The organism is Pseudoxanthomonas sp. SE1, assembly GCF_029542205.1.
GTDB lineage: Bacteria > Pseudomonadota > Gammaproteobacteria > Xanthomonadales > Xanthomonadaceae > Pseudoxanthomonas_A.
On record NZ_CP113783.1, the window covers coordinates 2,441,043 to 2,460,221 of the forward strand.

16 protein-coding genes are annotated in these 19,179 nt (G+C 67.9%); 10 read left to right on the forward strand and 6 right to left on the reverse strand.

All coding sequences use genetic code 11. The features are described 5' to 3' along the window. The first annotated feature begins 11 nt into the window (after positions 1 to 11). The 8 genes from flgE (at position 12) to flgL (ending at position 9,862) form a co-directional block, all read left to right on the forward strand. Positions 12 to 1,232, forward strand: a complete 1,221-nt coding sequence (gene flgE, locus OY559_RS11545; RefSeq protein ID WP_277726400.1) for a flagellar hook protein FlgE — start codon at positions 12 to 14, stop codon at positions 1,230 to 1,232. Positions 1,233 to 1,260: 28 nt separating this feature from the next. After that, positions 1,261 to 2,013: a flagellar basal-body rod protein FlgF gene (locus OY559_RS11550; protein WP_277726401.1), complete on the forward strand. Its 753-nt coding sequence runs from the start codon at positions 1,261 to 1,263 to the stop codon at positions 2,011 to 2,013. Positions 2,014 to 3,015: 1,002 nt separating this feature from the next. Beyond that, positions 3,016 to 3,801 (forward strand): flagellar basal-body rod protein FlgG, encoded by a 786-nt coding sequence (flgG, locus tag OY559_RS11555; RefSeq protein WP_185896369.1) that lies wholly within the window; start codon positions 3,016 to 3,018, stop codon positions 3,799 to 3,801. Between the two features lie 22 nt (positions 3,802 to 3,823). Continuing rightward, positions 3,824 to 4,510 carry a flagellar basal body L-ring protein FlgH gene (flgH, locus tag OY559_RS11560; RefSeq protein WP_277726402.1) on the forward strand — a complete coding sequence of 229 codons (687 nt, stop codon included), beginning with the start codon at positions 3,824 to 3,826 and terminating at the stop codon, positions 4,508 to 4,510. Between the two features lie 10 nt (positions 4,511 to 4,520). Next, a complete protein-coding gene (locus tag OY559_RS11565) occupies positions 4,521 to 5,702 on the forward strand; it encodes a flagellar basal body P-ring protein FlgI (protein ID WP_277726403.1) in 1,182 nt (393 codons plus the stop codon). Between the two features lies 1 nt (position 5,703). Next, entirely contained in the window at positions 5,704 to 6,768 is a 1,065-nt protein-coding gene (gene flgJ / locus OY559_RS11570) for a flagellar assembly peptidoglycan hydrolase FlgJ (RefSeq protein ID WP_277726404.1), read from the forward strand. Between the two features lie 14 nt (positions 6,769 to 6,782). Further along, entirely contained in the window at positions 6,783 to 8,663 is a 1,881-nt protein-coding gene (gene flgK / locus OY559_RS11575; protein WP_277726405.1) for a flagellar hook-associated protein FlgK, read from the forward strand. Beyond that, entirely contained in the window at positions 8,660 to 9,862 is a 1,203-nt protein-coding gene (gene flgL / locus OY559_RS11580) for a flagellar hook-associated protein FlgL (RefSeq protein WP_277726407.1), read from the forward strand. Before flgK ends, flgL begins: the two co-directional genes overlap by 4 nt. Before the next feature lie 203 nt (positions 9,863 to 10,065). On the opposite strand, the gene OY559_RS11585 is transcribed toward flgL, so the two are convergent. From OY559_RS11585 to lexA, 5 genes are read right to left on the reverse strand one after another with little or no spacing between them, the layout of a single operon-like run. Then, a complete protein-coding gene (locus tag OY559_RS11585) occupies positions 10,066 to 10,659 on the reverse strand; it encodes an alpha-ketoglutarate-dependent dioxygenase AlkB (protein WP_277729992.1) in 594 nt (197 codons plus the stop codon). Positions 10,660 to 10,666: 7 nt separating this feature from the next. Next, positions 10,667 to 13,912 (reverse strand): error-prone DNA polymerase, encoded by a 3,246-nt coding sequence (locus tag OY559_RS11590; protein WP_277726408.1) that lies wholly within the window; start codon positions 13,910 to 13,912, stop codon positions 10,667 to 10,669. Next, the gene (locus OY559_RS11595; protein WP_277726409.1) at positions 13,909 to 15,327 is read right to left on the reverse strand and encodes a Y-family DNA polymerase; all 1,419 of its coding nucleotides are present in this window, start codon (positions 15,325 to 15,327) and stop codon (positions 13,909 to 13,911) included. Before OY559_RS11595 ends, OY559_RS11590 begins: the two co-directional genes overlap by 4 nt. Positions 15,328 to 15,336: 9 nt before the next feature. Continuing rightward, positions 15,337 to 15,963 (reverse strand): translesion DNA synthesis-associated protein ImuA, encoded by a 627-nt coding sequence (gene imuA / locus OY559_RS11600; protein WP_277726410.1) that lies wholly within the window; start codon positions 15,961 to 15,963, stop codon positions 15,337 to 15,339. Between the two features lies 1 nt (position 15,964). After that, complete coding sequence (gene lexA / locus OY559_RS11605) at positions 15,965 to 16,570, reverse strand: transcriptional repressor LexA (protein ID WP_277726411.1); 606 nt, start codon at positions 16,568 to 16,570, stop codon at positions 15,965 to 15,967. Positions 16,571 to 16,681: 111 nt separating this feature from the next. On the opposite strand from lexA, the gene OY559_RS11610 reads away from it, so the two are divergent. Then, on the forward strand, positions 16,682 to 16,903 hold the full coding sequence (locus OY559_RS11610) for an AbrB/MazE/SpoVT family DNA-binding domain-containing protein (protein ID WP_277726412.1): 222 nt from the start codon (positions 16,682 to 16,684) through the stop codon (positions 16,901 to 16,903). 10 nt (positions 16,904 to 16,913) lie between these two features. Beyond that, entirely contained in the window at positions 16,914 to 17,342 is a 429-nt protein-coding gene (locus OY559_RS11615; RefSeq protein ID WP_277726413.1) for a type II toxin-antitoxin system death-on-curing family toxin, read from the forward strand. A gap of 665 nt (positions 17,343 to 18,007) precedes the next feature. Here OY559_RS11615 and OY559_RS11620 read toward each other — a convergent pair. Further along, positions 18,008 to 19,129: an HDOD domain-containing protein gene (locus OY559_RS11620; RefSeq protein ID WP_277726414.1), complete on the reverse strand. Its 1,122-nt coding sequence runs from the start codon at positions 19,127 to 19,129 to the stop codon at positions 18,008 to 18,010. Between the last annotated feature and the right edge of the window lie 50 nt (positions 19,130 to 19,179).

Here is a 19,179-nt window from a genome sequence, read left to right on the forward strand (position 1 = left end):
AGGAGTCTTCCATGGCTTTCAACAGCTCGCTCTCCGGCATGAAGGCGGCCAACGCCGACCTCAACGTCACCTCGCACAACATCGCCAACGTCAACACATCCGGCTTCAAGGAGTCGCGCGCGGAGTTCGCCGAGGTGTTCTCTTCCACCGGGTATGGCCTGCTGCGCAACGGCGTCGGCGCCGGCGTGCGCCTGACCAACGTGGCCCAGCAGTTCTCGCAGGGCGACATCAACCAGACCGGCCGCTACCTGGACATGGCCATCGACAAGGAAGGCTTCTTCACGGTCAGCAACAACGGCACCAACGTTTACACGCGTGCGGGCAACTTCCAGCGCGACCCGAACGGCTACGTCACCACGCCGGAAGGCTACCGCCTGCAGGTATTCCCGCCGCGCGCCGACGGGGTGGGCTTCGACACCGGCAACATGGTGGACCTGCGCCTGCTGACCACCGACAGCCCGCCGTCGCCGACCACCAGCGTGGAACTGGGCGTCACCCTGCCAGGCAACGCCGCGGAACCGACGATCACGCCGTTCTCGCCGACCGACAGCGCCAGCTACAACGAGACCACTTCGGTCACCGTGTACGACTCGCTGGGCGTGGCCCACCAGCAGACCGTGTACTACGTGAAAACGCCGAACCCGAACGAGTGGCAGATGCACACGTACGTGGATGGCGCTTCGATGGGTGCGCCGACCACGGTGCAGTTCGACAACAACGGCACGCTGACCGCCCCGGCCAACGGCCTGGTGACGCTGGCGCCGTTCACGCCCAGCACCGGCGCCGGCGTGCTCAATATGACGATGAACATCAGCGGCACCACGCAGTACGGCGAGCAGTTCGCCAAGCGCATCCAGAACCAGGACGGCTATGCCACCGGCAAGCTCAACGAATTCAGCGTGTCCGAGACCGGCGTGGTCTACGCGCGCTATTCCAACGGCGAGGACCGCGCACTGGGCCAGGTGGCGCTGGCGAACTTCAGCAACCCGCAGGGCCTGGTGTCGCAAGGCAACAACACCTGGACCCACAGCTACACCTCGGGCGAGCCGCGCATCGGGTCGCCGGGTACGTCGGACTTCGGCCTGGTCGCCTCGGGTGCCCTGGAAGCGTCAACGGTCGACCTGACCGAGCAGCTGGTCAACATGATCGTGGCGCAGCGCAACTTCCAGGCCAACTCGCAGATGCTGTCCACGCAGGACCAGATCACCCAGACCGTCATCAACATCCGTTGATGACGGCACGGCCGACGGAGGCTGACGCATGGACAAGGCACTCTATGTCGCGATGACGGGCGCCCGCGCTTCGCTGCAGGCGCAGGGCACGGTGTCGCACAACCTGGCCAACGTGGACACCAAGGGTTTCAAGGCGGCGCTGGCCGGCACCGAGGCGTTCAAGATCCAGGGGCAAGGGTTTCCTTCGCGCGTGGACGCGATGCTGATCGATCCCGGCTTCGATTCGCGGACCGGTTCGCAGATGGTCACCGGCCGCTCCCTCGATGTCTCGCTGCAGCCGAACCGCTGGCTCGCCGTGCAAGCGGCGGATGGCGGCACGGCCTATACGCGCAATGGCGAGCTCAGCGTCACGCCGAACGGCCAGTTGGTCACTGCTGGCGGTCGGGCGGTGCTGGACGACAACGGCAATCCGATTGCGGTACCGCCCGCGCAGTCCATCGACATCGGCGCCGACGGCACGGTATCGATCATTCCGCAGGGCGAAGGCCCGCAGACGATGGCCATTGTCGGCCGCATGCGCATGGTCGAGGCGACGCCGCAGCAGTTGGCGCGGGGTGGCGATGGCCTGATGCGGCCATCCGATCCGCAGGTACCGGCATTGCCGGTCGCCAATGGCAACAGTCTCACCACGGGCGTGCTTGAAGGCAGCAACGTGGATGCGGCGGGCGCGCTGGTGCAGATGATCCAGATGCAGCGCCAGTTCGAGATGCAGGTGAAGGTGATCCGCACCGGCGACGAGATGGCGCAGTCGTCCAACCAGCTGCTGCGCCTCGGTGGCTGATGCTTCTTGAGCCCCTCTCCCCACGGGAGAGGGGTTGGGGTGAGGGGCAACGAAGTCAGCCCAGGCCGACAACGGGTGGCGCCTCACAACAACCGCGATTCATCGAAAACGCTCATCCGCGATGAACCTGTTGCCGTGCATCTTTCGGTGTGGGCCTGCTTGAGGTCACGCATGGTGCCGCTCGCCGCGGGGCCTTACTTTCTTTGCTTGTGCAAAGAAAGTAAGCAAAGAAACACACCCCAGGCGGCACGCCCTGCGCTTCGCTCCGGGTTCGTGAGCGGGCCGGGAATTTTCGTAAGGCACATCCTTGTGCCATACGAAAACGCCGCCCATCCAGGGCGGCGCCCTTCGGGTTTTATCCGGCCCACTCACCGTGCCTCATGGGGGCTCGAAGGCAAGAGCAACAACCAAGCCCACTCGCGATGCTTCGCGTGCGGCTCTTGGGGCCCCTGAGGTCCGGCAGTCCCGGCGGGTCAAACCCGAAGGGCGGCGCACAGGACGTGCGCCGTTTTCGTATGGGCCAGGATGGCCCTTACGAAAATTCCCGCCGGGGCTGCGAACCCGCCGCTTGCGGCGGGCGGACCGCCGGGGTGTGTTTCTTTTGCCTACTTTTCTTTGCACAAGCAAAGAAAAGTAGGGCCCCCGCGGCGAGCGGCGCCATGCATCAACAAAAGAAGGCTCATCCCGCCAGACCGTTAAGCAGAAGCTCAAGCGGACGTGGCAGCCGCCGAGGAAAGTCGATGGCACGGACTTCGTTGCCCCTCTCCCCAACCCCTCTCTCCCACAGGGACTTCCTTCGGTCGCCGCAGGGAGAGGGGCTTGAACAGGCCCTGCCGCCGGAAAAATGCCGGTGCCTGGTCCAAGGCCATGACCCCGGTCCCAGTTCGACCCGAATCCAGGCGCCAGAACCACGACACCCATTCCGGCACAGGACTTGCCTGAGAGGAGGCGAGGAACCGCACCGCGCGGTCCCACCCCCTTCCACCAGCGAGGAACCACGCCATGAACCAGGCCCTCTGGGTCGCCAAGACCGGACTGGATGCGCAGCAGACGCGCATGTCCGTGGTCTCCAACAACCTGGCCAACACCAACACCACCGGCTTCAAGCGCGACCGCGCCAGCTTCGAAGACCTGCTGTACCAACAGGTCCGCCAGCCCGGCGGCTCCACCTCCTCGCAGACGCAGCTCCCCTCCGGCCTGCAACTCGGCACCGGCGTGCGCGTCGTCTCCACGTCGAAGGACTTCCAGCAGGGCAACCCGCAGCAGACCGGCCGCTCGCTGGACGTGATGGTCAACGGCCGCGGCTTCTTCGAAGTGCTGCTGCCCGACGGCTCGCCGGCCTACACGCGCGACGGCTCGTTCCAGATCAATGCGCAGGGCGAACTGGTCACCAACAGCGGCTACCCCGTGCAGCCCGGCATCCAGGTGCCCGAGGGCGCGCAGTCGATGACCATCGGCAACGACGGCACCGTCAGCGTGACCATGGCCGGCCAGGCGCAGGCGCTGGAGATCGGCTCGCTCACGCTCACCGACTTCGTCAATCCGTCCGGCCTGCAGGCCAAGGGCGAGAACCTCTACGTCGAGACCACCGCCTCCGGTCCTGCGCAGAACGGCACGCCCGGCCTCAACGGCCTGGGCAGCCTGGTGCAGGGTTCGCTGGAAGGCTCCAACGTCAACGTGGTGGAAGAGCTGGTCAGCATGATCGAAACCCAGCGCGCCTACGAAATGAACGCCAAGGCCATCTCCACCACCGACTCGATGTTGGGCTACCTCAACAACAACGTCTGATCCACCCATCCCGGGATCCGCCATGAAGCGCACCACGTCCGCCACCACCCTCGCCTGTGCACTGATGCTGCTGCCGGGCTGTGCGCGCTACTACGGCGACGTGCGCCCGTACGCGCCGATGCAGCCCATCCAGCCCATCGTCGCCGCGCAGGCACCGGCCACCGCGGGCTCCATCTATCGCGCCGGTCCGGGCCTGAACCTCTACGCCGACCGCCGTGCGCGCGACGTGGGCGACCTGCTGACGATCAACCTGGTGGAAAACACCGCCGCGCAGACCTCGGCCACCACCTCGGTGGACAAGAGCAGCGAGATCAGTATGGCCGCGCCCAACATCGCCGGGGCCCCGGTCACCTGGAACGGACGCGACATCCTCAGCGCATCGGTCAATGGCGACCGCGGCTTCAGCGGTGCAGGCAACAGCGCGCAGAGCAACCGCCTGCAGGGCAGCGTGACCGTCACCGTCATCCAGCGCCTGCCCAACGGCAACCTGGTCGTGCAGGGCCAGAAGAACATGCGCCTGAACCAGGGCGACGAACTGGTGCAGATCCAGGGCATCGTGCGCCCGGCCGACATCGGCACCGACAACACCATCGCCTCCAGCAAGGTCGCCGACGCCCGCATCGCCTTCGGCGGCCGCGGCGCGATCGCGCAGTCCAATTCGATGGGCTGGCTGGGCCGGTTCTTCAACTCCCCCGTCTTCCCGAACTGAGCATCGCGCCATGGATACGCCCAACGCCGACCGCTCGAACCCCACGCCCGCGAAGAAGCCGCGCCGCATCGACACCTATACGCTGCTGGGCCTGCTGACGTGGATCGGGCTGGTGCTGATCTGCCTGGCACCAGCCGCGCGCGCAGAACGCATCAAGGACCTGGCCCAGGTCGGCGGCGTGCGCAGCAATCCACTGGTCGGCTATGGCCTGGTCGTGGGCCTGGACGGCAGCGGCGACCGCACCAGCCAGGCGCCCTTCACTGTGCAGAGCCTGAAGAACATGCTGGGCGAACTGGGCGTCAACGTGCCAGCCAACGTCAATCCGCAGCTCAAAAACGTGGCTGCCGTGGCGATCCACGCCGAGCTGCCCGCCTTCGCCAAGCCGGGACAGCCGATCGACATCACCGTGTCTTCCATCGGCAACGCCACCTCGCTGCGCGGCGGCAGCCTGCTGATGGCGCCGCTGCGGGGCGCGGACGGTGAGGTCTACGCGATCGCCCAGGGCAACCTGGTGGTCGGTGGCTTCGGCGCGCAGGGCAAGGACGGTTCGCGCGTGTCGGTCAACGTGCCCAGCGTGGGTCGCATACCGAATGGCGCCACGGTCGAACGCGCAATACCGAATGCGCTCGACAGCGGCGACGGCACCATCACCCTCAACCTGCACCGCGCCGATTTCACCACGGTCTCGCGCATGGTCGCGGCGCTGGAGCAGAACTTCGGTACCGGCAATGCTTACGCGCTGGATGCGGTCACGGTCGCCGTGCGTGCACCGGCCGACATGTCCCGCCGCATCAACTTCCTCGCCCAGCTTGAGAACCTGGAACTGACGCCCGGCAGCGCACCGGCCAAGGTCATCGTCAATGCCCGCACCGGCACCGTGGTGATCGGCGCGCAGGTGCAGGTGATGCCGGCCGCGGTCACGCATGGCTCGCTGACGGTGACGATCACCGAATCGGCCAACGTCAGCCAGCCGAATGAATTCTCGCGCGGCGGCACCACCGTGGTGACGCCGCAGTCCAGCGTATCGGTCAGCCAGGAAGGCAATCGCATGTTCAAGTTCGAGGGCGGCACCTCGCTGGACGAGATCGTCCGTGCGGTGAACGAAGTCGGTGCCGCGCCCGGCGACCTCATCGCGATCCTGGAAGCCCTGAAGCAGGCCGGCGCCTTGCGGGCAGAGCTTGAGGTGATCTGATATGGCCAGCACGCCCATCGGCGCACTGAATTCTCCCTTGCCGCTGGCCGATGCCAGTGGCAAGCCCGACAACGCGCGCATCCACGATGTCGCGCGGAAGCTGGAAGGCCAGTTCGCGCAGATGATGATCAAGTGCATGCGCGAAGCGGGCTTCGGCGATTCGCTGTTCCCCGGCGAGAACCAGGTGTTCCGCGACATGTACGACCAGCAGATCGCCAAGGCGATGAGCGAAGGTCGCGGTCTTGGCCTGGCGCCGATGATTGCGCGCCAGTTGGGTGCAACCGACAGCAGCACGCCGGCCGTTCCCGCCACCACGGCGCTGTCCGCATACAAGCGCCTGCTGCCGGGCAACGAAGCCGATTCCATGCTCGACGCCATCGCAGGCCGCGGCATCGGCAGCAACGCCGCGCGCCACGATGCCGGCATGCCGTCCACGATCACGCTGGACACCATCACCGTACGTCCGGACGCCGCCTGCGACGAGGTGGAACAGGTCGCGTCGGCGGATCCGTCGAAGTACGCGCGGAATACACCCGAGCGCTTCGTCGCCGAGATCTGGGACCACGCCAGGCAGGCGGCGAAGGAACTGGGCGTGGACCCGCGTGCCCTGGTCGCACAGGCCGCGCTGGAAACGGGCTGGGGCAAGCGCCAGATCCGGACCGGCGACGGCGACAGCGCGCACAACCTGTTCGGCATCAAGGCCACCGGCTGGAAGGGCGAGCGCGCTCGCACCGCCACCCACGAATACAGCAACGGCGTGAGGCACAGCGAGACCGCGGACTTCCGCGCCTATGCCTCACCCGCCGAGAGCTTCGCCGACTACGTTCGCCTGCTGAAGAACAACCCGCGCTACCAGCAGGCGCTCGCGGCCGGCAAGGACATCGCCGGCTTCGCCCGTGGCCTGCAGCGCGCCGGCTACGCCACCGACCCCACCTACGCCAACAAGATCGCCTCGATCGCCAACGGGCCCACGCTGGGCAAGGTGCTGTCGGCGATCGGCGACACCGTCGGCGGCAAGGTCGGCGGTTTCGTCGGCAACGCCATCGGCAACGCACTGCAGCGCTGATCCAGGGAGCACGCATGTCCAACCTTCTCGCCACCGGCAGCAGCGCCCTCCTCGCTTTCCAGCGCGCCCTGTCCACGGTCAGCCACAACGTGGCCAACATCAACACGCCGGGCTATTCGCGCCAGCGCGCCGAGTTCGAGGCGCGCGACGGCACTTACTTCGGCCAGGGCTACCAGGGCAATGGCGTGCAGATCGTCGACGTGCGCCGCATGGCGGACTCGCTGGCCACTTCGCGCCTGCTCGACAGTGGCGGCGAACTCTCGCGCCTGCAGCAGTTGTCTGTCCTCTCCACCCGGCTCGACCAGCTGTTCTCCGAGAAGGCGACCGGCATCAGCGCACCGTGGTCCAGCTTCTTCGACTCGGTCAGCGCGCTGTCCTCCAACGCCGCCGGCTCCGCCGACCGTGAGAGCGTGCTGGCGCAGGCGAATGCGCTGGTCACCCGCTTCCGCCAGATCGACCAGCATCTCGACGGCCTGGATACCGAAGTCAATGCGGGCCTGACCGCCGCCACCGGCGAAGTGAACCGGCTGGCGAAGGAGATCGCCCAGCTCAACGGGCAGATCGGCGGCAATACGAATCCCTCCGGCGACCTGCTCGACCGCCGCGACCAGCTCATCAGCGAACTGGTCGCCTACACCGGCGGCAACGCGGTGACGCAGGACGGCGGACTGGTCAACGTGTTCAGCGCCGGCGGACAGCCGCTGGTGGTCGGCGCGAGCGCGAGCACGCTGGTCACCGTGCCCGACGCGTATCGTCCGGAGCGCCTGCAAGTGGCGCTGGAAACCAATGGCCAGCGCATCACCCTGGACAAGCGCGCGCTTGGCGGCCAGATCGGCGGCCTGATCGAGTTCCGTACCACGGTGCTCGACCCGGCCGTGGCCGAACTGGGACGCGTGGCCACCTCGCTGGCGCAGACCTTCAACGAAGGGCACCGCGCCGGCATGGACCAGTACGGCCAGCTCGGAAGCGATTTCTTCAGCCTGCCCGCGCCGCGCATCTCGTCGAACGCCGGCAACACCGGCACTGCCGTCCTGCAGACGTCGGTCGGCAGCGTCTCCGCGCTCAATGCGCAGAACGTGCTGCTGCGCTTCGACGGCAGCGCGTGGGTGGCGACACATCCGGACACCGGCGCCGCCATCGCCACCACCGGCACCGGCACCGCGGCCGATCCGCTGGTGGTGAACGGCATTGAGGTGGTGCTGGCGTCGGGCACGCCGGCCACCAACGACCGTTTCCTGCTGCAGCCCACCGCGGGCGCGGCCGGCAACCTGGGCGTGGCGATCAGCGACCCTGGCCGCATCGCCGCCGCCACGCCGGTCAAGGCCACGACCGACATGGCCAACACCGGCAGCGGCAAGCTCAGTGGACTGAAGGTGACCGACGCGGCCAACGCAGGCCTGCTGGCGCCGGTGGACATCGAATTCATCGACGCCACGCAATACACCATCAACGGCGCCGGCCCGTTCGCGTACACGCCGGGGCAGACCATCGCGTCGAACGGCTGGAGCCTGGTGCTGGATGGCGCGCCTGCGGCAGGCGACACCTTCAGTGTCGGCCCGACGGGCGCCAACTCCAGTGACAACGGCAACGCCAAGCTGCTGTCGAACCTGGACGATGCGCGCGCGCTCAACGGCGGCACGCTGACGCTCAACGGCGCGATCGGCGGCCTGACCACGCAGGTCGGCTCCGCGGCGCGCCAGGCGGACTACTCCGCGCAGGCGCAACAGGTCATCCACGACCAGGCGCAGGCCGCACGCGATGCGATTTCCGGCGTCAATCTGGACGAAGAAGCCGCCGACCTGATGCGCCTGCAGCAGGCCTACCAGGCTGCGTCGCAGATCATCGCCACCGCCGACACGCTCTTCCAATCCCTCCTGGCCGCGACCCGCCGATGAACAATCGCATTTCCACCGGCATGATGTACCAGCAGTCGATCACCACGATGCTGGCCAAGCAGGCGAAGCTGGCGCACACGCAGCAGCAGCTCGCCAGCGGACAGCGGCTGGTGACGGCCAAGGACGATCCGGTCGCCGCCGGCACCGCGGTGGGCCTGGACCGTGCCGTCGCCGAGCTGGAGCGCTTCGGCATGAACGCCAACGCCGTGCAGAACCGGTTGGGCCTGCAGGAGAACGCACTGACCCAGGTCGGCGATGCGATGGCGCGCGTCAACGAGCTCGTCATCCAGGCCAACAATGCCGCGATGGGCGACGACAGCCGCCAGGCGATCAGCACCGAACTGAAGTCGATCTACGCCGGCCTGCTGGACCTGGCCAACAGCACCGACGGCGCCGGCCGCTACCTGTTCGGTGGCACCAGCGACGGCAGTGCACCGTTTGCGATCTCCGGCGGCAACGTGATCTACAGCGGCGACCAGACCCAGCGGCAGGTCGAAGTGGCGCCGGACATGTTCGTCGCGGACACCCTGCCCGGCAGCGAGGTGTTCCTGCGCCTGCGCACCGGCGATGGCCGCATCGACGGCCAGCCGGCCGCCGGCAACACCGGCACCGGCCTGCTGATGGGCTTCAGCGTCACCGACTCCACGGCCTGGGATGGCGGCACCTACACGCTCAGCTTCGGCGCGGGCGATACCTACCAGGTGACCGATGCCGGGGGCACCGTCGTCACCACCGGCACGTATGCAAAAGGCGAGAGCATCGCTTTTGCCGGCGTGCAGATGAAGATCGAAGGCCAGCCCGCCGATGGCGACAGTTTCACGCTGGGGCCGGCCGGCTCGCGCGACATCTTCGCCACCGTGCAGGGACTGATCGATACGCTGGAGACCAGCCCCACCACCGACACCCAGCGTGCCGTGATGCAGAACAGCCTGCAGGCCGCCATGCGCGATATCGCCACCGCGCAGAGCAGGATGATCGACGCACGCGCCAGCGGCGGCGCCCAACTATCCGCCATCGACGACGCCGCCGCGCTGCGCGAAGCGAACAACGTCACCTTGCAGGGCACGCTGTCCACCCTGCGCGACCTGGACTGGGCCGAAGCCATCGGCCGCTACCAGATGGAAAGCACCGCCCTGCAGGCCGCGCAGACGGTGTTCATGCAGATGCAGTCGCTGTCGCTGTTCAAGCTGATGGGCTGACGACGGCGCACACTCCCTTTCAAGCAGTCCTTGCCCTCCCGCCGCGACTCCCTCGCGGCGTTCTTTTTGCCATTCTGTAGGAGCGACGTGAGTCGCGACCGCACGCCCGGTGAGCCATTACGCTTCGTTCGAGCGCGCTCCAGATGCGTTGCGGGCCACGACCATGCACGGTCGCGACTCACGTCGCTCCTACAGGGCTTCCCTCATGCCGGCCTCACCCGGAACACCACGCTGATCCGCGGCCCCTGCGCTCGCCGCGTCTTCGGAATCCCATGCTCGTGCGTGCTCTGCGAGGCATCGCTCATCGACAGTACGCTGCCGGGTGCGAGATCCACCGCAACTGTCTCGCGCCGACCTTCGCGGGCGCGGATCAGCATGCGCCGCGGTGCGCCCAGCGAGACCAGCGTGATCGGATACCCGGCCGCCACGGTGTGCAGCTTGTCGCCATGCATGGCGACGCTGTCGTGGCCGTCGCGGTAGAGGTTCATGCCGATGCGCGAGTACGGCGCCGGCGCCCTCGCCTGCACACAGGCCAGCAGTGCCGCCAGCGGCAGGTCGTCCGGCAGGGCTTCCACGGCGTAGTTCGCCAGCAGCCGCGGCACGTCGACGATGCGGTCGTACATCGGGCGTTGCAGGTGCGTCCAGGCCGCGCGCGCATGCAGCAGGCCGAACCAGTGCTGCGCCGTCGCGGCGTCGATGGCATCCGGCCAGTAGCGGATGCCGCCTTCGGCATCGTCCACCAGTTGCACCATTGCAGGTGCGAACAGGTCATCGGTCAGGGCAGGCAAGGCGCGCATCAGCAGCTCAGTGGAAATCACGCGAACTGGCCTGCAGTTCGCCCAGCAGATGGCTGAAATCATGCAGGTCGTGGGCAATCAGGTGCTGCACGCCATCCACGTGTTCCCAGCGTCCGCGCACGCCCAGCAGGCGCGCACCGAGCAGGGCCTTGCGCCGCCGCTCGGCTATGCGCGGCCAGACCACCACGTTGACCACGCCGTGCTCGTCCTCCAGCGTGACGAAGATGACGCCACTGGCCGTGCCCGGACGCTGGCGCTGGGTGACGATGCCGGCCGCATGCACGCCGCGCCCGTGCGGCAGGTCCTGCAACTGGCGTGAATCCACCACGCGCTGCCGGCGCAGGCGTTCGCGCAGCAGCGACATCGGATGCGTGCCCAGCGTCAGCCCGGTCATGCGGTAATCCGACAGCAGGTCCTCGACCCGTGTCGGTGCGGGCAGTTCGATGATGTCCTCCTCCGGGCTGCCCGGCAGCAGCGGACGCTGGCGCTCGATGCCGGCGACGGCCCAGCGCGCCGCATGGCGATGGCCGGTCAGTGCCTGCAGCGCGCCGGCTTCCGCCAACGCATGCCGGGCCTTCTCGTCGAGATTGGCGCGCAGGCAGAGGTCGCGAACATCCGAGAAAGGCCGCTGTGCGCGCGCCACCATGATCGCCCGGCCTACCGCCTCCGACAGCCCGCCGATCTGGCGGAAGCCGAGACGCAGCGCCGCCTGCCCGTCATCGTCGACACCACGTCTCGCATGACCGCCTTCCAGCGTGTTGTCCCACGCACTGCAGGTCACATCGACCGGCCGTACCTCGATGCCGACGCGTCCGCCCTGCCCCCGACGCGCGTCCTGCACGATCTGGCTCGCCGAATAGAACCCCATCGGCTGCGCGTTGAGCAGTGCGCACACGAACGCTGCCGGCTCGTGCCGCTTCAACCAGCAGCTGATGTAGACCAGCTTGGCGAAAGACGCCGCATGGCTCTGCGGGAAGCCGTACGAACCGAAGCCCTTGATCTGCTCGAAAATCTGGTCGATGAACTCGGAGGAGTAGTTCTTATCCTCCATGAGCCGGCGGATCTTCTCGCGATGCGGCTGCATGTCGCCGCCCCTGCCCCACGCCGCCATCGAACGGCGCAGACCATCGGCTTCCGACGGCGTGTAGCCGGCATGGATCACCAGTTCCATCACCTGCTCCTGGAACAGCGGGATGCCCAGCGTGTTGCCGAGGATGGCCTCGATGCCATCGGACGGATACGTCACCGGGTCCTTGCCCTGCCGCCGCCGCAGATACGGATGCACCATGCCGCCCTGGATGGGGCCGGGACGGACGATGGCCACTTCGATCACCAGGTCGTAGAAGTTCTTCGGTTTCAGCCGCGGCAGCATGCTCATCTGCGCACGCGATTCGATCTGGAACACGCCGACGGTGTCGGCGGCCTGGATCATGGCGTAGGTGGGTTCGTCTCCTGCGGGCGGCTCGTGCGCCAGGTCGATCGTGTAACCACGATGCTTCGCCACCAGGTCCACGGCCTTCTGGATGCAGGTCAGCATGCCCAGCGCCAGGCAGTCGACCTTCAGCAGCTTCATCGTTTCCAGGTCATCCTTGTCCCACTGGATGATGGTGCGGTCGTCCATCGCGGCGTTCTCCACCGGCACCACCTCGGACAACGGGCCGTCGTTGATGACGAAGCCGCCGACATGCTGCGACAGGTGGCGCGGATGGCCGCGCAACTGCGCGGTCACCGTCAGCACGCGGCGGATCAACGGATTGTCCGGATCGAATCCGGCTTCGCGCAGGCGCTGCTCCATCGGTGTGTCGCCATTGCCCCAGCCGAAACACTCGGCCAGCAGCGCGATCTGGTCAGGCGGCAGGCCGAAGGCCTTGGCGACATCGCGCACGGCACTCTTGCCACGGTAGCGGATGACCGTGGCCGCCAGTGCCGCGCGACGGCGGCCGTACTTGGTGTAGACGTACTGCAGCACTTCTTCGCGCCGCGCGTGCTCGAAATCCACGTCGATGTCCGGCGGCTCGCCGCGTTCCTCGGAAAGAAAGCGCGCCATCAGCAGCCGGCTCTCCCCGGGGTTCACCACGGTGATGCCCAGGGCGTAGCACACGGCGGAATTGGCCGAAGAACCACGCCCCTGGCAGAGGATGCCCTGCGATTTCGCGAAACGAACGATGTCCTCGACCGTGAGGAAGAACGCTTCGTACTTCAGTTTGGCGATGAGGGCGAGTTCGTCGTCGATCTGCGCGACGATGGCCGGCGGCACATCGCCCTTCCAGCGTTCGCGCATCCCCCGCTCGGTCAGCTCGCGCAGCCAGCTGGCCGGCGTGTGGCCGTCCGGCACCAGTTCGGCCGGATAGCGGTATTTCACCTCTTCCATCGAGAAGGTGCAGCGCCGTGCCAGCGAAACCGCGTTCTCCAGCAGTTCGCCCGGATGGATATTGCCCAGCGCCCGCCGCGTGCGCAGGTGACGCTCACCGTTGCGGAACAGGTGCCCGCCGCACTCGGCCAGCGGCAACGTATGGCGGATCGCCGTCATCGTGTCCTGCAGCACACGCTGCCGGCGCACATCCATGTGCACGTCGCCGGCGGCCACGGCCGGCATCGACAGCCGCGCTGAGACATCGAGCAGGGCCTGCAAGCGCGCGGCATCGTCCTGTTCGCGGTGCAGTTCCACCGCCAGGTGCGCACGCGCGCCGAACACGCGCTGCAGCCAGCGCCCCTGCGCCTCCTCCGGCACGCGCGCCGGCAGCCACAGTGCGAACAGTCCGCCGGCTTCCGGATCGCCCTCGCCCAGCACCTGCTCCATGTCCTGCCGCGTCAGCGTGTAGGTGCCCTTGGGCGCGGCGCGGCGTGCGATGGTGATCAGTTCGCACAGCCGCGTGTAGCCCACGAGGTTCTCCACCAGCAGCACGCACTTCAAGCCGCACTTCAGGGTGAATTCGCTGCCGACGATCAGCTTCAGCCCGGTGGCGCGCGATGCTTCCAGTCCGCGCACGATGCCGGCCAGCGAGCATTCGTCGGTGATCGCCAGGGCTTCGTAGCCGCAGTGCTTGGCGCGGACGAACAGGTCTTCCGCGCTGGATGCGCCACGCAGAAAGGAGAAGTCCGACAGGCAGTGCAGTTCGGCGTAAGCCGGCAGGCCGTCGTCGGCCAGCGCGTCGTCATTGGCGGCCGCATGCGCCCGCAGCCGATACGCGGTCTCCCAGGCGCGCGGCACGTGCGCACCCGGGTAGTCGCCGCGCTCCTCATCGCGACTCACGCGAACCACCCGTGCAGCATCCAGCCGCCCTGCTCGCCCGGCGGCGCGAACGCCCAGGCGCGCTGGCCCTGCGAGGTTTCCAGCACGTAGTAGTCGCGGCGCGCGTCCTCGCCATCCCACCAGCCGCTTTCCAGCCGTTCCGGGCCGGACACGATGCGCGGATGCGGGTCGCGCAGCGGCACCGGCTGCGGCAGCAGCCACGTCGGCCGTGGCGGACGTGCCGGCGCCTGCTCGATGCGGCCGCCATCGCCCTGCACGCGCCGCCACGCGCGCTCCGGGCGCGGATCGCCGGCCGGTGCCACGCGGTGCACCGCCTCGTCGCCCAGGCGTGCGCGCAGGCGTTCGCGCAGTTGCGGCCATGGCAGTTGCTGCTGCGGTCGCGTATCGAACAGGTCACGCGCCGCCGGCACGAACGGCGGCAGCTCGCGCGCCAGCAGGCGTACACCGACGACCGGGTGTTCGATCTGCACGCGCTCCAGCCGGTTGCGGGTCAGCTCGAACAGCATCGCCGGTTCGCGCTCGGCGGCCAGCAGACCCACTTCCACATCGGTATGGCCTTCCTCATGCTCCAGCCGCAGCACGAAGCGCTGCACGCCGCCGTCGCGGATGGACAGGTAAGTGGACAGGTCGCCGATCAGCCGGCGCAGCGGAAACAGCAGCGCCATGTGGTTCTCGACTTCGTAGCCGAGCTCGATGCGTGCGTCGAAGTGATCCGGCGGCGCGTAATACGCCAGCGGATCGTCGGCCTGCCCGTACAGGCGGTCCATGTGCTCCAGCACCGGCAGGCCGAAGCGGCGGCGCACGCTGTCGCGCGGCAGGCCGCGCAGCGTGCGCAGGTCGCGGATGCCCATGCGGTGCAGGCGTTCGCCGGCCTCGTCCGGCAGACGCGCGCGCCGCACCGGCACGCGGTCCAGCATGTCCGCCATCGCAGCCGGCTGCATCACCGCCAGGCCGTCGCGCAGGCCGGCGAACACATGCGCCGCACGCGGCGTGGGCGCCAGTGCGAGGCGATGCTGGAAACCCAGCACGCCGAGTTCCTCGCGCAACCGCGCCTCGATGCGCGGCCACGGTCCCAGCAGGCGGAAACTCGCACGCACCTCCAACACCAGGCAACCCGGCCACTGCGCGCTGACCAGCGAACTGTGGCGGTACGCCCAGGCGGCGAGGAAGCGCTGCCAGCGCGCTTCGGCCGGCGGGTCGTGTTCGACCATCGCGAAATCCGGCAGCAACGCATGTGCGGCGGTCAGGCGCATGCCGGCCCGCAGGCCCGCCTGCGCGGCCGACGCATTCACCGCATGCAGGGTGCGCAGTTGCGCGGCGCCACCGACCAGCGCGAGCGGCGCATCGGGATCAGGCAAACGCCGGAGGACGGCGTCCAGCGCCAGCTGCGGCAGCAGTACACAGGCCCAGAGCATGCGCAGGCCTCAATGCGCAACCAGCGCGAACGACTGCGCAGGCGCCGGGCCACCGCGGCATTTGCGCACCTGCCAGTGCGTGCCGCCCTGCGCATCGCGGGTGGCCTCCACGCGCAACGCGGCGGCCGACGGATTGGCCGCATGGCGGCGGTCGCGCAGCGCGAAGCCCAGACACTCACCGCTATCGGCGGCCACCTGCAGGCGTCGCAAGGCGGGTCCATCGGCATGCACCGGCCAACCGAGCACGGCGGCACAGGCGCCGCTGCGCAGGCATTGTTCGAACGCCCACAGCGCATCGCGCGGCGCAGCTTCGATGATTTCCAGCGACGCCAGGTCCACGCCCGCGGCCTGCCAGGCGGGGGCATACGGGATGTATGGCGGTGCGATCAACGCGACGGTGCTACCCGCCTGCGTCATCCGTGCCAGCGTGGGCAGCAGCAGCGCCAGTTCGCCCACGCCGTCGGCGGGCAGCAGCAGTTCGGTCAACGCGCGGCGCGGCCAGCCGCCCTGCGGCAGCAGCGTGTCGAGCGCGGCGTGGCCGGTGGGCTCGCCATCGGCGGCGATGGCCGCGCTGCGCCCGGCATGCCACAGCGTGCGTGCGGCCAGCAGCGTGTCGAGGGCGACGACGGCGCCCATGTCAGCCGCGCCGGACCAGGCCGCAGTACACGCCTTCGATGGCGAAGTCCTGCCCGGGCTGCACGTCGATGGGCGCATGCGCGGGATTGCGTGGCAGCAGGCGGATGCGCTTGCGTTCGCGCTGCAGGCGCTTGATGGTCAGTTCGCCGTCGATGCGGGCCACGACGGTCTGCCCGTCGCGCGCGTCGGGCGTGCGATGCACGCCGACCAGGTCGCCGTCGACGATGCCGTCGTCGATCATCGAATCGCCCTGCACCTTCAGCAGGTAATCCGGCTGCGGCGAGAACAGCCGGCGATCCAGCCACAGTTGCTCATCCAGGCCGATGTCGGCCCCGATCGGCTGGCCGGCAGCCACCCGGCCCAGCACCGGCAGCGGCAGCAGGTCGGCCATGCCGCCGGGCAGGCGCAGGCCACGCTTCTGGCCGGGGGCCTGTTCCAGCAGGCCGTCGGCCACCAGCGCCTGCACATGCTTCTGCGCGGCATTGCGGGAGGCGAAGCCGAACGCGGAGGCGATGTCCGCCAGGCTCGGCGCGCGCCCGGCCGCCAGTTCCCGGCGCAGGAAGGCCAGGACGGCGGCACGTTGGGGAGGAAGATCGACTGGGTTCATGGGTGTACATTTGTACACCCTAAGGTCTCACATGGCGAGAAAGACGTGCGGCTTGCCTCCAAGCCCCACACGCTTCAATATAACCACGGTTATAACGCCAAGGAGGCGACCATGAAGCTCAAGATCACCACAGTCGGCAACTCTGCCGGTGTCATCCTGCCCAAGGAGCTCCTGTCGCGCCTCCGCCTGGACAAAGGCGATGAACTCCACGCGCTCGAGACGCCCGACGGCATCCGCCTGACCGTCTACGACCCCACCCTGGCCGAGCAGATGGAGGTTGCCGAGCAGGTCATGCGTCGTCGCCGCACCCTGCTCAACAAGCTGGCCCAGTGACGCGGCGCCCATGATCGTCTGGATCAGCCGGGCCTTGGCCCTGGCCATCCATGACCGCCAGTTGGCCGAGCATGGTGGCGCGACGGGCATCCGCGACGAGGGGTTGCTGGAATCGGCGCTCGCGCGTCCCAGACAGCTGCACGCCTACGGGCAGCCTGCGCCGGACCTGGCCGATCTGGCGGCCGCCACCGCCTTCGGCCTGGCGCGCAACCATCCTTTCGTGGACGGCAACAAGCGCATGGCGGCCGTGGCATGCGAAGTCTTCATCGTGCTCAATGGCGGCGCGCTGTCGGCCGAAGACCACGAGCTCTATCCGCAGTACCTCGGCTTGTCCGAAGGCAGCCTCGGCGAAGCGGAATTCGCCGCGTGGCTACGCCCACGGATCATCGCAAAGGCTCCGGGCAAGGTGCAGGAGCCCTCTCCCGCGTACGGCCGCTGACGGCGACGCACTCACCGTCGTCCCAGCGAAAGCTGGGACCCATCCTGCCGTTGCCTTCCCTGACGTACGGGAAGAATGGACATCACTGGCCGGCAATGGATTCCAGCTTGCGCTGGAATGACGGCAGAGCGGTGACGCACCTATCTCGGACACATCTCGATACCGTCGTCCCAGCGAAAGCTGGGACCCATCTGGCCGTTGCCTTCCCTGACGTGCGGGAAGAATGGACATCACTGGCGGGCAATGGATTCCAGCTTGCGCTGGAATGACGGCAGAACGGTGACGCACCTATCTCGGACACGTCTCGACACCGTCGTCCCAGCGAAGGCTGGGACCCATCTTGCCGTTGCCTTCCCTGATGTACGGGAAGAACGGACATCACTGGCGGGCAATGGATTCCCGCCTTCGCTGGAATGACGGCAGAGCAGTGAGGCGCCGATTTCGGACATGTCTCGACACCGTCGTCCCAGCGAAGGCTGGGACCCATCTGGCCGTTGCCTTCCCTGATGTACGGGAAGAACGGACATCACTGGCCGGCAATGGATTCCAGCTTGCGCTGGAATGACCGCCAAGACTTCCCGAGCGGCCGCGTTCCACGTGACAGAGGCATGGAATCGCAGGCGGTCATGTCGTGCGCAGGCGCGCACGTGGCATCGGATGAAGCGTCAGGCCGCCTGTTCTTCGGCTCGCTCGACCATGGTCTCGGCCATCTGCCGCCAGTTGGGCAACTGATCCAGTACACCCAGCGACTTCAGGTAGCCCTCGTCCACGGGTTCGTTGCTGGCCAGCGCGCCAGCCACGTGCACGGCGCCCGGCACCCAGAAACTGCGCAGGCTGGAACGCTGCGGCTGGCGATGGAAGGCCACCGCCTCCACGATCGGCATCGGCAGGCCCCACAGGCCCAGCAGATAGGCGCCGGCTTCGGTATGGCCGGGGCGGTCGTCGTCCTCGGCAGCCGGCGTATCGCGCTCGTCACGCACACCCGGCAGCAGCAGGCCGATGTCGGCCAGCAACGCCGCCGTCGCGCCCAGTTCGGAGCTGGTACGCGGCAGGATCTTCGCCGCCAGCCGCGAGGCCAGCAATGCGCGTTGCTGCAGGACGCTGCGGTCGACGTTGGAAGCGGTCTTCATCGAGAACACCTCACTGGCCAGCACCAGGTCGCGCAGCGTGCCCAGGCCCAGTCGCGTGACGGCAGCGCGCAGGTCGGTGATGGAACGGCCGTTGGAGAAATAGGCCGAGTTGCACAGCTGCAGCACCTTGGCGGCGATGGCGGGATCGCCGGCCACCAGCTTGGCGATGTCGTTGGCGGTGCCTTCATCCTCTTCCAGCGCACGCGTCAGTGCGAAGTACAGGTGCGGCGGCGACGGCAGGTGTTCGACCCGGCCGATGGCGCGACGCAGGCGCGGACTGTCGAGCAGGTCGCGCAGTTCTTCCAGGCTGTGGATCGCTTCCAGCACCGTCTCGGATGACAGAGGCAGCGGCAGGAAGCGGTGTGCCACGCCGATCAGCTTGATCGGCGCGGCCAGGCTCTCCGCGGCGCCTTCCAGCAACGCGATGCGGATCGTCTCCGGGCGCAGCGTGCGGATCTGGCCGAGCAGCGTGGCGGGTGGCAGGTCGGCGAGCGCCGGGCCCACCATCACCACGTCCACGGGACCATTGGCGACGGTGTACATCGCCGACTTGCCGTCGGCGACGACCTCCACGGTCCATTCGTCCCCCATGTCGCCGATGTAGTCGGCCAGGTCGTCAGGCAGGCAGGCGGTGTCGCCAACATACAGAATGCGCAAAGCACTTCCCCTTGGATCGTTCTTGCAAGCTTCAAAGCGCGCCCCTGCTT

What these genes read in the sequence shown, in the direction of transcription:
- OY559_RS11595 (WP_277726409.1), bottom strand. Translation starts at nt 15,327, where the DNA reads ATGCTCTGGGCCTGTGTACTGCTGCCGCAGCTGGCGCTGGACGCCGTC.
- flgH (WP_277726402.1), top strand. Translation starts at nt 3,824, where the DNA reads ATGAAGCGCACCACGTCCGCCACCACCCTCGCCTGTGCACTGATGCTG.
- lexA (WP_277726411.1), bottom strand. Translation starts at nt 16,570, where the DNA reads ATGAACCCAGTCGATCTTCCTCCCCAACGTGCCGCCGTCCTGGCCTTC.
- flgE (WP_277726400.1), top strand. Translation starts at nt 12, where the DNA reads ATGGCTTTCAACAGCTCGCTCTCCGGCATGAAGGCGGCCAACGCCGAC.
- OY559_RS11550 (WP_277726401.1), top strand. Translation starts at nt 1,261, where the DNA reads ATGGACAAGGCACTCTATGTCGCGATGACGGGCGCCCGCGCTTCGCTG.
- flgK (WP_277726405.1), top strand. Translation starts at nt 6,783, where the DNA reads ATGTCCAACCTTCTCGCCACCGGCAGCAGCGCCCTCCTCGCTTTCCAG.
- OY559_RS11565 (WP_277726403.1), top strand. Translation starts at nt 4,521, where the DNA reads ATGGATACGCCCAACGCCGACCGCTCGAACCCCACGCCCGCGAAGAAG.
- imuA (WP_277726410.1), bottom strand. Translation starts at nt 15,963, where the DNA reads ATGGGCGCCGTCGTCGCCCTCGACACGCTGCTGGCCGCACGCACGCTG.
- flgJ (WP_277726404.1), top strand. Translation starts at nt 5,704, where the DNA reads ATGGCCAGCACGCCCATCGGCGCACTGAATTCTCCCTTGCCGCTGGCC.
- flgG (WP_185896369.1), top strand. Translation starts at nt 3,016, where the DNA reads ATGAACCAGGCCCTCTGGGTCGCCAAGACCGGACTGGATGCGCAGCAG.
- OY559_RS11615 (WP_277726413.1), top strand. Translation starts at nt 16,914, where the DNA reads ATGATCGTCTGGATCAGCCGGGCCTTGGCCCTGGCCATCCATGACCGC.
- flgL (WP_277726407.1), top strand. Translation starts at nt 8,660, where the DNA reads ATGAACAATCGCATTTCCACCGGCATGATGTACCAGCAGTCGATCACC.
- OY559_RS11610 (WP_277726412.1), top strand. Translation starts at nt 16,682, where the DNA reads ATGAAGCTCAAGATCACCACAGTCGGCAACTCTGCCGGTGTCATCCTG.
- OY559_RS11585 (WP_277729992.1), bottom strand. Translation starts at nt 10,659, where the DNA reads ATGCGCGCCTTGCCTGCCCTGACCGATGACCTGTTCGCACCTGCAATG.